We start from the raw sequence: 12,270 nt of genomic DNA on the forward strand, positions 1-12,270 counted from the left end.
TCTTTTTCATTCAACCCCAATCACTTCTCAGACGGTGGCTCCCTTTCAACCGCATCGTTTCGGCTTACTCTTCCTCTTTCTCTTTCTCTCAAACCCCGGCCGGGTGCCATTGGCGCCCGAGCCCAGACCGACGTGTGCAGTGCCCTGCGGTGCTGCGAGGATTGTCCCCACTTCAGTTTTCGCGGAGCGAAAACTGCGCGGAGCGAAGACTGCTCAATCCCTCAATCCGGAGAGTAAGAGGAAGAGAAAGAGTAAGAGGAAGAGGCGGCGGGCCCCGGCCAGGGGCCCGCGGAGCCACGCCTCGACATTTTCCCGGGGGCGCGCTTTCTTGGCGGGCTCGCATCATGAAGAGGTTCTACATCACCACCGCCATCGACTACGTGAACGGTTCGCCGCACCTGGGCCATGCCTATGAGAAGGTGCTGACCGATGTCATCGCCCGGTTCCGGCGGCAGATGGGCGACCAGGTGCATTACCTCACCGGCACCGACGAGCACGGCCAGAAGGTCCAGGCGAGCGCCCGCAAGCTCGGCATCGAGCCGCAGCAGTTCGCCGATCAGGTGAGCGCGGAGTTCCGCAAGCTCATCACGCGGCTCGAAATCTCGAACGACGACTTCATCCGCACCACCGAGGAGCGGCACAAGACGGTCGTCCGCCAGGTGCTTCAGCAGCTCTTCGACAAGGGCGAGATCTACAAGGCCGAGTACAAGGGGTTCTACTCCACGCGGCAGGAGCAGTTCCTGCAGGAGAAGGACCGGCTGCCGGGCGGCGCGTGGCCCGAGATCTACGGCGAAGTGACCGAGATCACGGAGTCGAACTACTTCTTCAAGCTGCGGAATTACCAGGAATGGCTCGTCGAGTTCCTGACGAAGAACGAGAACTTCGTCTTCCCGCGCTACCGGCAGAAGCAGGTGCTCGAGTTCCTCAAGGAGCCGCTCAACGACCTCTGCATCTCGCGGCCGCGCGAGCGGCTGGAGTGGGGCATCCCGCTGCCGTTCGACGAGGGCTACGTGACCTACGTGTGGTTCGACGCGCTGCTGAACTACTACTCGGCGGTGGCCGACAAGCCGGGGGTCTGGCCCGCGACCTACCACGTCATCGGCAAGGACATCCTCGTCCCGCCGCACGCCGTGTACTGGCCGATCATGCTGCACGCGGCCGGCATCCCGCTGCCCGAGGGCATCATCGCGCACGGCTGGTGGCTGCAGAGCGGCGCCAAGATGTCCAAGAGCACGGGCAACGCGCTCAACCCGCTCGACCTGGTCGACGAGTTCGGCGCCGATGCCTTCCGCTACTTCCTGATCCGCGAGATGAACGTCGGCCAGGATAGCGAGTTCACGCGCGAGCAGTTCCTCGTGCGCTACAACAGCGAGCTCGCGAACAACCTCGGCAACCTCGTGAACCGCACGCTCAACATGACCACCCGTTTCGCGGGCGGCGTGCTGCCGGCGGCGGAGATCACCGAGGACCTCGAACGCTCGCTCCAGGAACTCTGGGCGAAGACGCGCGAGGAGGTCATCACTCTTTGCGAAGGCTTCCAGTTCCACACCGCGCTGGAGCGCACGATGGCGTTCCTCACCGAGACCAATGCGTACGTCGAGAAGCGCGCGCCGTGGAAGCTCGGCAAGTCGGCTGAGGCAAAGGATCAGGCTTTGTTGCGCACCTCCCTCGCCACCATGGCCGAGGCGCTTCGGCTGGCGGTCGCGGTGATGCAGCACGTGACGCCGACGGCCACACAGAAGATCAACGCCGTGCTCGGCTACACCCCGGGCGCGCGTTGGCAGGACGAACTCGTCTGGGGCGCCAAGCTCAACGGCGCCAAGGTCGAGGCCGCGCTCGTGCTCTTCCCGCGTCCCACGCCGCCCGCCACGCCCGCGCCGGCCGCCGGCGCGAAGCCGGCGGCGCCCAAGGCGAAAGCCCCGAAGCCGCCCAAGCCTGGCAAACCTGACACCGGCGCCGCGCCGACGGCGGGGCGCTGAGCCGAGACGATCCGCGGCCACGAGGGTGAACCACGAATGGACACGAAGGGACACGAAGGATCGGGCGCAGCGTCGACGATCAGCCGCGGAATGCGGACTAATGTTCGTCGCTCGGCGGCTCGCCGTGTGAGTCGTGGGTCACCTGCGCGCCGCGGACTGGGTTCGGCGGCGACGCACCCATGAAGATCCTGCCGCTGCATCCGGCCGACAACGCGTCGCCCGACGCGCTGCGCGCGTTTCTCGCGCAGTGCCGGGAGGCGGCGCGCCGGGCCGGCCGGCCGCAGTTGGTGAGTATCTCGCTGGCGGTCGAGGCGCTGGATCCGCTGGCGGTGCTGGAGTCGATCTTCGAGTCCACCGAGCCGCACTTCTACGCCGAGCGTCCCTCGACCGAGACGGCCATCGCCGGCGCCGAGGTTGCGCTCCGTTGCGAGGCCGCGGGACCCGAGCGCTTCGCGACCGTGCAGCGCTGGGTGACCGAAACGCTGGAGCACACGATCGCGGTCGGCGACGTCGACGCGCCGTTTGGCGGGCCGCATTTCTTCGCTGGGTTTGGCTTTGCGGACGACGCGGAGCCGGGCCAGCCGTTCGGACCGGCATCGGTGTTCGTGCCGCGCTGGCAGGTCTCGCTCGCAGGGGCGACGACGACCGCGGTGGCGAATCTCGTGGTCGGGCCCGACGAGGCGATCGATCCGCTGACCGAGCGGGTCTGGCGGGCGCACGGCAAGTTTCGCCGCTTCGACTACGCGGCTCCGAGTCCGGCCGGCGCGACGGTGCGATCGCGGTCGCGCAGTGCGCGGCAGAGCACAGAGGTGGGCGATTACCGGGCGGCGGTGGCGAAGGCTCTGACGAGGATCGAGGCCGGTGGGTTGAACAAGATCGTGCTGGCGCGCGCGCGCGACGTGGAGGCCGACCAGCCGTTTCACCCGCTGGAGATGCTGAACGGCCTGCGGCAGCGATTCCCGGACTGCTATGCGTTTTCGTTCACGAACGGCCGCGGCCCGAGCTTCATCGGCGCCACGCCGGAGCGCCTGGTGCGCGTGAGTCAGGGTGTGCTCGAGACCGAGGCGCTCGCGGGCTCGGCGGCGCGCGGGCAGACCGCGACGGAAGACGCCGCGCTCGGGGCGGCGCTGGCGCGGAGCGAGAAGGACCTGCGCGAGCAGCGCCAGGTGCTCGACGACATCGTGGCGCGGCTGAGCGCGCTGGGATTGAAGCCGACCTTTCCGGCGCAGCCGCAAGTGCGGCGGCTGGCGAACGTGCAGCATTTGCAGACACCGATCCGCGCCGAGCTGCCGACGCAGGTGCGGTTGCTCGACGTGGTGGCGGCGATGCACCCGACGCCGGCCGTCGGCGGCAACCCGCGACCCGTGGCGGTGCCGCTCATCCGCGAGCTGGAGGGTTTTCCGCGGGGCCTGTACGCCGGCGCGCTGGGCTGGATGAACGCGCGCGGCGGCGGGGAGTTTTTCGTTGGCATTCGGTCCGCCCTGGTCGAGGGCCCGCATGCCCGGGTCTATGCCGGCGCGGGCATCGTGGCCGGCTCGACTCCGGAAAAGGAATACGCCGAGACCGACCTGAAATTCCGCGCCATGCTCGACGCCTTCGGGCTGACGTAAACGGCAGCCGCGCGCCGCGGCGGCCTAATGGAGAATTAAGAATGCAGAATGTAGAATTCTGCGGGGGGCGGCGCTGCAGCCTAGGACGAAGGGAAGAGGCGGACGTGGGCTGTCGCGGGCCAGGGGGAAGTCAGCTGCCAGTGAAGAAAGTTGGGATGATCGATTTCTTTGGCTCTTCGCTGAAGCGAAGTGTCTAGGAAGCATTTGATATAATTGGATAGAGTCACATCCGCTGCCTTTCACCTTTCGCGGCATCGACCTTTACATCTGTCATAGACCCGGCAGGGTTTCCTAACGGTGCTGAAGGCAATGAGATCAATCGTGGCTAGCGGACTGGTTATCGCAGCATGCGTGGGCGCGGCCATTTGGTGGCTATACGCGCATAGGGCGTCCAAGATTATCCCTGCTGCGAAGGCTCCATCGGTTGCGGTAATTTCAAGCCGACAAACCCCGTCAGGCAAGCCCACCGCTACAACCATCGATGAACTCGTACAGCGGCGGCAAGGCGCAGCCGCTACGGATACGTCGGAACTGCGGATGTACAGCTTCTCAGGATATTCAATACTTGAGAAATTGGGAGGTGAGTTTCCATACGCCGAGAAAGAAGCCTTTGCAGCGACTATCTCCAGGTTTCTTGAAATCAAAGGCGAGTGGGAGGCTACGCTTATTCAACGCGCGTCCTTCGATGGTACGACTCTGAAACTGGTGATTCCTGCGTATGCCGAAGTGGGGCAGAGATTCCGGGAAATGTTGTTCGCGAAGATTCGAGGGAAAGTCTCCCCTGAAAACTATTCGAGGATAGTAAAGGAGGCCTCCGCGGATATCACGGCTCTCTTTGATTCGTTCGGCAAGGTGCCGCAGACTTTTGAGGTTCAACCCACCTCGCCCCAGGCCGGGACCGGGAAGAAGCAATATATGTCAAACCGGGTTGTCTGGGACGTAGATGCAGAGGGGCACTCGGCGGGATGGGGCGGCTGGGAAGTGTTCACTGCCCCTGACGGACGAACCGTGGTGGGCCCCTACTGTGGCGTCGCGCGCGAGATCGCGAAGGCGTATGGAATTGCAGCGCAATGAACCACGCCTACCGGGGTGATCGCATACCTTTATCCTTCGTCGGGGGCCGATCCTCACGCCTCACGGTCTCTTCGTGTTCGCGCAAAGAGGGGGCGGTCGTGCAACGCGGGGGGCATTCGGCCGGCGTCAGTGGCGATCAGCATTTGCGCAGCGGCCAAAGATAAGGCGGCGTGGGCCGCGGCTGCGTCGGAAAGGTGAAAGGTAAGCGATGGCCCTCTGGAACGGGCTCCGGCGGACGGGCTGGGCGGCCGGCAGAGGGCGGCTAGTCCACGCCGGCCTGGGGGTGGCTCGAGGCGGTTGTGTTCGCGGTCGCCTATTCCTGCCTGATCCACGGCACGTCCAGGCGGCGCTTGTCGGGGCCAAGGTTCGCCTCGATCCATGAACGGCATTCGCGGGTCTGTTCGGGCGAGAAGCGGTACACCCGCTTGACCACGCCAACATAGTCATGGCCCGGCGGCAGACCGCGGAACCGGTGCGGCAAAAAGACCACGCCGTGCTCTCCGGCCTTGGGCCAGCCTCCCTTCTGGATGAACCGCTCGTTGGGTTTGATGTACCAGCGGTACGCTTCCTCGACGTACGAAATCGCCAGGTCGCTGAGGGGAACCTCGTGGCCATTCCCATCCCGGACGACCTCGTTGCTCTGCACCGCGCGCAAGATTTCCGCGTAGGGCTGGTAATCGAACTGGCGGTAGCGGTCGTTGATCGCTGCACCCAGGCACGAGCTGAATTCGTCGACAGCGATGTCGCCGTTGAAATCTCCCATCAGGTAGTTGTCGCCCGGGAATGCGACCCGGACTTGGGCGTGATCGGCCGCAAGGAGCAGTGTTCCCGTGAACGGGTACTGTGGGATAATCCACATGTCGTCGCCGTCGGACGCGTAGGGAATCCAGTCCCGCTCGTCGGCCGTCACCCGGCGATCGTGCTTCCGCAGGTACACCCAGCTCTGCTTCTGGTACTTGCCGAGCGGACCGATCTTCTCGTCGGCGTACGCGTTGAGGTGCACGCCTTCCCAGTGCAGCAGCACCGCGTAACCCGGTTCGGTCTGGTACAGCGTGGCGGCGGGTCCGCGGACGGGAATCGGGGCGCACGCGCCGCAGAGCATGGCTGACAACAGCGCCAGCCACAGCTGTAGAGCGGCGTGCAGCCCACGCGTCGGAGCGGTCGCATCACTCATACTCGTACGGCTCACTCCAGTCCCAGAGGTCGTAGTCCCAGTAATCATAATCGTCATCCGGCTGATCATGGGAGTTGTGGTACAGTTCGTTCAGTTCCGCCTGCTTGGCGTACTGTTCGTCGAAGCGCGACAGGTCGTCGTCGGGTGTTTGGATAATATCAAATCCGAAGATCGTCCCGAGAATTCCGTCGGAGCACGCGGACACAACGAGGGGCCGAACGGGTGCAGGCCGCGGCGGCGCAACCGGGTTCGGTCAGCTTTGCTGGCAACCAGATCCTCAGCGGTGGATTGCCAGCGGAACCTGCAGGCGGGTCGCGACCGCGACGCCGTTCTTCACCCTCGGGAGAAAGAGCCAGCGGGAAGTGTCATCGACCAGCTTCTGGTTGATCACTGCGCCTTGGGGCGGGGCGAAGCTGGCATCCGTGACCCGGCCGGCGGCATCCACCTGCAGGGTGGCGGTCAGCGTGCTGGCTTCGAGCGTCTGGTACTCGTCCAGGTTCAGACCCATCGCATAGGGCTTCGGGCTCGCGTTGCCGCCTGCGGCACCCTGCACGTGGTTGTACACGGCGAAGCGGTGCATCGAGCGCTGGTTCTCGGCGGCGTTGGCCATGCTTCGCGCCAGGATCACGAACGAATCCAGCACCTTCTGCGGCCCGACATAGGTCTCGCCTTTATAGCTGTGGAACAGCATCTCGCCGTCCCGATTGAGCAGCACCACGCAGGGGATACCTGGGCCGGCCCAGCGTTCGATGGCAGCGACGGACTCGAGGCGCCGGAACTTCACGGCCGGCCACGGCATTTTGGCCTCCCGCATGTAGGTCAGCTGGTCTTTGTCCGTCTCGTCGCTGCTCACGAAGATGACCTCGAACAGGTCGGGAATGGATTGTTTGAGTGCGTGGTATTGGCGCACGAAGTCGGGACTGAATTGCCGGCAGGGGCCGCACCAGTGAGCGCCGAAATAGATGAGGTAGAACTCGGGTTCCACGCGATTGCCCGGTTCGAAATCCACGAGCCTCTCGCCGGCGAGCACGGCGAGCTTGCCTTTCAAGGTCGCTGCCACCCGGGACTGCGAGTCCGCCCAGCTGACGGTCTGCGGCGGGTGCGCCGCAATGTACGTTGCCACGCGGGGGACCTCGGCCTCTGCCAGCTCATCGAGCGGAATCAGCAGATTGTCTTTCGCGTCGGCGAAGAGGGCGACGCGGCCATAGATGCCGGCGAGTTGACCCTTCACGGTCCCATCCGTGCGCGTTTGCCAAGTCTCGGTGGTGGCGGCGCCGGCGCTGACCGCGAGCAGGAGCAGGAGAGCAATGTGCTTCATGGCAGCGACGATGGATTTTCGCCGCCGAGCGACAAGCCGTGTTTCGGCCGCGCTGCAGCCGCCGCGCGGCCTGATGGAGAAGGAAGAATGCAGAATGTAGAATTTTGCAGGGCTCCTGCCGTCTCCGCGGACGACACTCGGTGGATTGGCCGCGCTACGCGGGCTCTGACTTCCCAGCTCTGGGGCCTCCAAGGTCGGGTCTGATTGCTGACACTGCTTCTGGCTTCTGGCCTCAGGCTTCCGGCCTCTGCCTCTGACCTCCGCCCGCCGGCTTCAGCTTTCCGCGTTCAGTCCTTCAGCCTTTGTCTTCCACGCGCGGTGCCGTCGGCAGCGTGCGGAGCGCGAACTGGATGAGGGACTCGATTTGCTCGTCGGTGAGGGGGCCACCTTGGGCCTTTGACCAGCCGGGCATCATCGTGCCGGGCCTGCCCTCGGTGATCCAGCGGCGCCAGTACGCGTCATCGCGGTGCTGGCGGGCGGTGAGGAGATCGGGAACGGCGGGATCGCGGCGGGTGGCGAAGTGGCACACGCCGCACGCGGCGAGGAAGAGTTGGCCGCCGGAGAGGCCGGTGGCGGGCGTGACGTGGCAGGAGACACAGTCGCCGCGGAACACGGCCTGGCGGTCGGCGCGGGCGATCTCGCGGTGGCGGCGACGGGCGGCTTCCTCGACCACGGGAATGGTGGCGGTGACGCGCAGCACCTGCGTGCCGGCGGTGGAATCGACGTAGATGGCTTTGGTGACTTTACCGTCCATGCCGCGAACGTTCAGCTCGCCGGAGAAGGAGCCGCTGGCGCCAGGTTCGAGCCGCCATGGCAGCGCGGGCAGACTGGGGACGGTGCAATGGCAAGTCGGGCGAACCTCGCGGATCGTCACGACGGCGTCGCTGGCGTTCACGACGGTGAACTGGAAATCAGCGGTCGTCTGGCCCGGGGCGAGGGTGAGCACCTGCTCCATGGCGTCCCAGACCAGCGGATGCGGTGTGGAAGAGACCGCGCCGGCGGCCGGGGCGGGCACGGCAGGCTCGGACGCGGCGGGGGCGTCGGCGGGCAGAAGCGTCACGAAGAACGCGATACAGGCGCACGCTAGGCCGCGCAGCGAGAGGTGCGGCGCGAGGCGGGGCACGTGCAGGTTGGAAAGTGGCAGGTACGCCGATGCGGCGGTTGCAGGTTTGAAAGTTGGAAAGTGGCAGGTTGGGCGAGCCATGGAGGGCGGAGAGACGGAGTCCCGAGAGAACAATTACGAGAATGAGAACGATTTGGGGAGGACCCGGCCGGACCTCAACTTGCCAACTTGTGAACTTGGAACCTGTCAACGTGGCGGTTTCCCAACCTGGAACCTGCCCAACTTGGCGGTGTGCCGGCCCTGAAGTTTGACAACCTGAAACTTTCCAACCTGCGACTTTCAACTCCGCCGGCGCCGCCGCCGGTCAGCGGCGGGTCCAAATGCGGAGGGAGGAGAGTAGAAACTTTTCGAGCGCGGCGGACTCGTTGAGGTTGAGCCGGAGGAGGCTCACGTCGTGTTCGAGTTCCTCGACGGCGGCGGCGATCGCGCGGCGGGCGGTTTCATCACCGGCGTTGAGCCGCGGCAGCGCGAACTCGCGGGTGGAGAGCTCGATCTCGGCGAAGAGGCGGGCGCGGAGGCCGTTGGCGATGCCGGTCTCGATCGCGACCTGTTCGTCGTCGCTCAGATCGGCGGGGAGCTTCTCCTTCTGCTGTTCCCAGACGGCAGTCGTGGCGGCCTCGAGGACGGCGGCGAACCGGGCGACGAGTCCATAGGCCGTGAATACGTGGTCGGCGATGACGTGCTTGTCGCTCGCGGCGGCGTCGCAGAGCCGGCCAAGCCAGGCGCGGTAGTCGTCGCGCCACGGCGCCCAGCCGTCGGCGTTCATGGTCGCGGCGAGCGAGGGAAAACGGAAATGGAGCACGCGGCTGCGGATCGTGGGCAGGAGCGCGTACGGGCGCGTCGTGAGGAGCAGCAGGGTGGTGTGCGCCGGCGGCTCCTCGAGGGTCTTGAGGAAGACGTTGGCGGCGGTGAGGTGCATCCGATCCACCTCGTGGATGATGGCGACCTTGCGCGGGGCGACGGCGGGCGAGACCTGGATCTTGTTGATCAGCGCGCGGGTGGCGTCGGCCGAGATCTGCCGCATCTTGCCGGCGGGCCGCAGGAAGAAGCAGTCGGGGTGCTGCTCGGGGGCGAAGCTCCCCTCGCCGCGGCGCGTTTGGGCTCCGGTCTGCGGATCGATCGTCACGTTGAGCAACCGGTCGGCGATCGCGAGGGCGATGGCGGCGAGCGTGTCATGGTCGTCGCCGTGCAGCAGGACGCTGTGTGACAGCCGCTGGCGGGCGATGGCCTGCTCAATGACGACGATTGCCGGGGTGCCGACGAGGGCTTCGGGCCAGGGAGCGACGGGGGACATGGACGGTGGGATGGGCGCAGGAGCAGCGACGGCGAGAAGGGGTGGAAAAGAACCGCCCCCTCGTGCCGCGCGGACCTGCGGGGCGGGCTACTTGAGCCGCTCCTCGATGGTGCTCCAGATCTTCTTCTCGATGATCTCGGGCGTCTTGGTGCCGTCGACGACGACGAAGCGTTCCGGCATGCCCTTGGCGAGCACGAGATAGCCCTCGCGCACCTTCTTGTAGAAATCGATGTTCTCGCGCTCCATGCGGTCCGGCAGATCGGAGGCGCGCTGCTTCAGGCGGGCGATGCTGACCTCCTCGGGGACGTCGAGCACGATCGTGAGGTCGGGCATGACATTGCCGACGGCGAAGCGGTTGATCTGGGCGACGGGATCGGAGGCCAGGTTGCGGCCGATGCCCTGGTACACGGTGGAGGAATCCAGATACCGGTCGGTGAGCACGATCGCGCCGCGGGTGAGGGCGGGCACGATGACCTCGCGCACGAGTTGGGCGCGGGCGGCGGTGAAGAGCAGGAGTTCGGTCTCGGCGCACATCTCGTCGCCCTTGGAATTGTGGACGATGATGTTGCGGATCTGTTCGCCGATCTCGGTGCCACCCGGCTCGCGGGTCGTGAGCACTTCGCGATTTGCCTTCTGGAGGCGGGCCGCGAGACGCGCGATCTGGGTGGACTTTCCGGCGCCCTCAGATCCCTCGAACGAGATCAATTTGCCGGTCGGTTTCTGTTTCAGAGGCATGGATGGGAGCATGGAGAAATTAGCGCCAGTTGGCGAGGAAGGTTTCGACGGCAGCGAGACTCGGGCTTTCCCCGGTACGCACGTAATGGCCGCTCGTGCAGACGCCTACGCCGAGGCATGCCTCGGGTGACAGGCCGAGGAGCTGGCCGGTGGAGAAGCCGGCGTTGAAGTGGTCGCCGGCGCCCGTGGTGATCTTCGGCGTGGCGGTGTAGGGGCCGGGGACCCACCAGGCGCCCTCGGCGGTGGCGCAGGCGGCGGACTCGCGCGGGTGGATAACGACCGTGGCGACCTCGAGCCGCGCGCGGAGGGTGGTGCAGGCGGCGCGCAGGCTGGCTTCGTCGACGCCCGGAGCCTGGCACCCAACGGCGGCGGCGACCTGCTGGGCCTCCTTGAGGTTCAGGCCGAGGGTGACGCGGCCGAACTGGCCGAAGCGGGCGATCACGGCGAGGGCCTGCTTGAGATCGGCGACGGAGCGCTTTTCCGGATCCGCGAGGTCGAAGAAGAACACGCGCTCGGGGCTGGCGGGTAGGCGCGGCAGGACGCGATCCACGAGCTCGGTGAAGATCGCGGTCATGTTGGGAATCATCGTCCAGTTGACGAGGCCCACGAGGTGGGCGCCGGCAAGTTCGGCCTCGAAGGCGGCGGTGCCCATCACCTCGACGATGCGGTCGTAGGTGATCTCGTCGAAGCTTCGCATCATGCCGAGCATGAGTTTGCCGTCGCCGAACTCGACCGCGGTGGTGTGCGCCGGAGCGCAAAGGGTGAACGCGCGGGCGCGGGCGGCCATGGGACCGAAGACCGGGTGAACCTGGTCGCGGCCGAGAGCGCCGACGTAGGTCACGCGGGCGCCGGAGGCGAGGAGCGAGTTGGCCATGATCGGGCCGTTGCCGCCGAGCTTTTCGATGCGCGGGAACAGCTCGAGGTTGGTGCTCTTGCCGGCGGCGCCGAGGATGCGCTGGCCGAACTCGGTGATCGTGGCGATGGGCTCGAAGTTTTCGCCCTGGCCATTCCGCAACCGGACGGGGGTGACGATCGTGTCGACGAAGCCGTCGAAACCCAGGAGCGCGCTGCGGGCGCCGATGTGTTCACGACGCGCAGCGAGTTGTTGGAGCGTGGTTTGGCGGAACATGAGGGGAGGCCCGAGCAAAAATCCGCAACCGACGACAGCAACCAGAATCAGCAGGTTGGTTGCGGAGGCCTCATTTCCGTTGATCGGCCGCGCCAAACCGGCCAACTGTTGCGCGCATTGCCCATGCCTGCGCTGCCTTTCGCTTCCGTCTTCCTGGCTGCCAACATCGTCGAGATCTTCGAACGCTGCGGCACCATTGATAAAACCATCGTTCTCGGCCTTGGGGTCGCGAGCCTCTTCGCCTGGACGGTGATGTTCGGAAAGTACTTCGAACTGAAGCGACTGCGCATGCTGAACTACAGCTTCGAGTCGCATCTGCAGGACCAGCGCTCGCTGCTGGACCTGCCGGAGTCCTTCCGCAACAAGCGCGCGATCCCGTATGCGGACGTGTTTGCTGACGCGGTCGAGGGGTACTGGCGCGCGGCGGCGATCGAGAAGGAGCAGGGGCTTTCGAACCCCCGCGCCCGGGTCGAGCACGCCGAGAACGCCATTCAGCGCGCGCTCTCGCGGCAGACGCTGCGGTACGAATCCTCGATGATCTTTCTGGCCTCGATCGTCTCGGGCGCGCCGTTCGTCGGCCTGCTCGGCACGGTCTGGGGCGTGATGGAGGCGTTCAGCTCGGTGGCCGGCCAGCAGAGCGCCGGCATCACCCAGCTCGCGCCTGGGGTGTCGGGCGCCATGCTCGCGACCATCGCGGGCCTGATCGTGGCGATTCCGTCCGTGTTCGGCTACAACCTGCTGTTGGGCCACACGAAGGCGATGATCATGGAGCTCGAGAACTACTCCAGTTCGCTGGCGGATCGGATCGAACTGGAAACGCACTAACGCGCGATC

General features: G+C 65.8%; 11 protein-coding genes. 4 read left to right on the forward strand and 7 right to left on the reverse strand.

Annotated features, from left to right (window positions below; all coding sequences use genetic code 11):
- Positions 1–344 precede the first annotated feature (344 nt).
- The 3 genes from metG to DB354_RS10480 all read left to right on the forward strand — a co-directional run bounded on the left by metG (position 345) and on the right by DB354_RS10480 (position 4,663).
- Positions 345–1,979, forward strand: a complete 1,635-nt coding sequence (gene metG / locus DB354_RS10470; protein ID WP_233256608.1) for a methionine--tRNA ligase — start codon at positions 345–347, stop codon at positions 1,977–1,979.
- 179 nt (positions 1,980–2,158) lie between these two features.
- Positions 2,159–3,589, forward strand: a complete 1,431-nt coding sequence (locus DB354_RS10475) for an isochorismate synthase (protein WP_107835582.1) — start codon at positions 2,159–2,161, stop codon at positions 3,587–3,589.
- Between the two features lie 537 nt (positions 3,590–4,126).
- On the forward strand, positions 4,127–4,663 hold the full coding sequence (locus DB354_RS10480) for a hypothetical protein (protein WP_146180187.1): 537 nt from the start codon (positions 4,127–4,129) through the stop codon (positions 4,661–4,663).
- 313 nt (positions 4,664–4,976) lie between these two features.
- On the opposite strand, the gene DB354_RS10485 is transcribed toward DB354_RS10480, so the two are convergent.
- The 7 genes from DB354_RS10485 to DB354_RS10515 form a co-directional block, all read right to left on the reverse strand.
- The gene (locus tag DB354_RS10485; RefSeq protein WP_146180188.1) at positions 4,977–5,837 is read right to left on the reverse strand and encodes a hypothetical protein; all 861 of its coding nucleotides are present in this window, start codon (positions 5,835–5,837) and stop codon (positions 4,977–4,979) included.
- The gene (locus DB354_RS10490; RefSeq protein ID WP_107835585.1) at positions 5,830–6,042 is read right to left on the reverse strand and encodes a hypothetical protein; all 213 of its coding nucleotides are present in this window, start codon (positions 6,040–6,042) and stop codon (positions 5,830–5,832) included. The genes DB354_RS10485 and DB354_RS10490 overlap by 8 nt, the downstream gene beginning before the upstream one ends.
- A 72-nt stretch (positions 6,043–6,114) precedes the next feature.
- Complete coding sequence (locus DB354_RS10495; protein ID WP_107835586.1) at positions 6,115–7,155, reverse strand: thioredoxin-like domain-containing protein; 1,041 nt, start codon at positions 7,153–7,155, stop codon at positions 6,115–6,117.
- Positions 7,156–7,450: 295 nt separating this feature from the next.
- Positions 7,451–8,359, reverse strand: coding sequence for a DUF1573 domain-containing protein (locus DB354_RS10500; protein ID WP_107835587.1), 909 nt, complete (start codon positions 8,357–8,359; stop codon positions 7,451–7,453).
- Positions 8,360–8,582: 223 nt separating this feature from the next.
- The gene (locus DB354_RS10505) at positions 8,583–9,572 is read right to left on the reverse strand and encodes a DNA polymerase III subunit gamma/tau (RefSeq protein ID WP_107835588.1); all 990 of its coding nucleotides are present in this window, start codon (positions 9,570–9,572) and stop codon (positions 8,583–8,585) included.
- 87 nt (positions 9,573–9,659) lie between these two features.
- Positions 9,660–10,307 (reverse strand): dTMP kinase, encoded by a 648-nt coding sequence (gene tmk / locus DB354_RS10510; protein WP_107835589.1) that lies wholly within the window; start codon positions 10,305–10,307, stop codon positions 9,660–9,662.
- 19 nt (positions 10,308–10,326) lie between these two features.
- Positions 10,327–11,436: a PfkB family carbohydrate kinase gene (locus DB354_RS10515; RefSeq protein WP_107836039.1), complete on the reverse strand. Its 1,110-nt coding sequence runs from the start codon at positions 11,434–11,436 to the stop codon at positions 10,327–10,329.
- Positions 11,437–11,559: 123 nt separating this feature from the next.
- Here DB354_RS10515 and DB354_RS10520 point away from each other — a divergent pair, with 123 nt between their 5' ends.
- Entirely contained in the window at positions 11,560–12,261 is a 702-nt protein-coding gene (locus tag DB354_RS10520; RefSeq protein ID WP_107835590.1) for a MotA/TolQ/ExbB proton channel family protein, read from the forward strand.
- The last annotated feature ends 9 nt before the right edge of the window (positions 12,262–12,270 follow it).

Origin of the sequence: Opitutus sp. ER46 (genome assembly GCF_003054705.1) — a bacterium.
In the GTDB taxonomy this organism is placed as follows: domain Bacteria; phylum Verrucomicrobiota; class Verrucomicrobiia; order Opitutales; family Opitutaceae; genus ER46.

What these genes read in the sequence shown, in the direction of transcription:
- DB354_RS10485 (WP_146180188.1), bottom strand. Translation starts at nt 5,837, where the DNA reads ATGAGTGATGCGACCGCTCCGACGCGTGGGCTGCACGCCGCTCTACAG.
- DB354_RS10480 (WP_146180187.1), top strand. Translation starts at nt 4,127, where the DNA reads ATGTACAGCTTCTCAGGATATTCAATACTTGAGAAATTGGGAGGTGAG.
- DB354_RS10515 (WP_107836039.1), bottom strand. Translation starts at nt 11,436, where the DNA reads ATGTTCCGCCAAACCACGCTCCAACAACTCGCTGCGCGTCGTGAACAC.
- DB354_RS10500 (WP_107835587.1), bottom strand. Translation starts at nt 8,359, where the DNA reads ATGGCTCGCCCAACCTGCCACTTTCCAACTTTCAAACCTGCAACCGCC.
- DB354_RS10475 (WP_107835582.1), top strand. Translation starts at nt 2,159, where the DNA reads ATGAAGATCCTGCCGCTGCATCCGGCCGACAACGCGTCGCCCGACGCG.
- DB354_RS10520 (WP_107835590.1), top strand. Translation starts at nt 11,560, where the DNA reads ATGCCTGCGCTGCCTTTCGCTTCCGTCTTCCTGGCTGCCAACATCGTC.
- DB354_RS10505 (WP_107835588.1), bottom strand. Translation starts at nt 9,572, where the DNA reads ATGTCCCCCGTCGCTCCCTGGCCCGAAGCCCTCGTCGGCACCCCGGCA.
- DB354_RS10495 (WP_107835586.1), bottom strand. Translation starts at nt 7,155, where the DNA reads ATGAAGCACATTGCTCTCCTGCTCCTGCTCGCGGTCAGCGCCGGCGCC.
- metG (WP_233256608.1), top strand. Translation starts at nt 345, where the DNA reads ATGAAGAGGTTCTACATCACCACCGCCATCGACTACGTGAACGGTTCG.
- tmk (WP_107835589.1), bottom strand. Translation starts at nt 10,307, where the DNA reads ATGCCTCTGAAACAGAAACCGACCGGCAAATTGATCTCGTTCGAGGGA.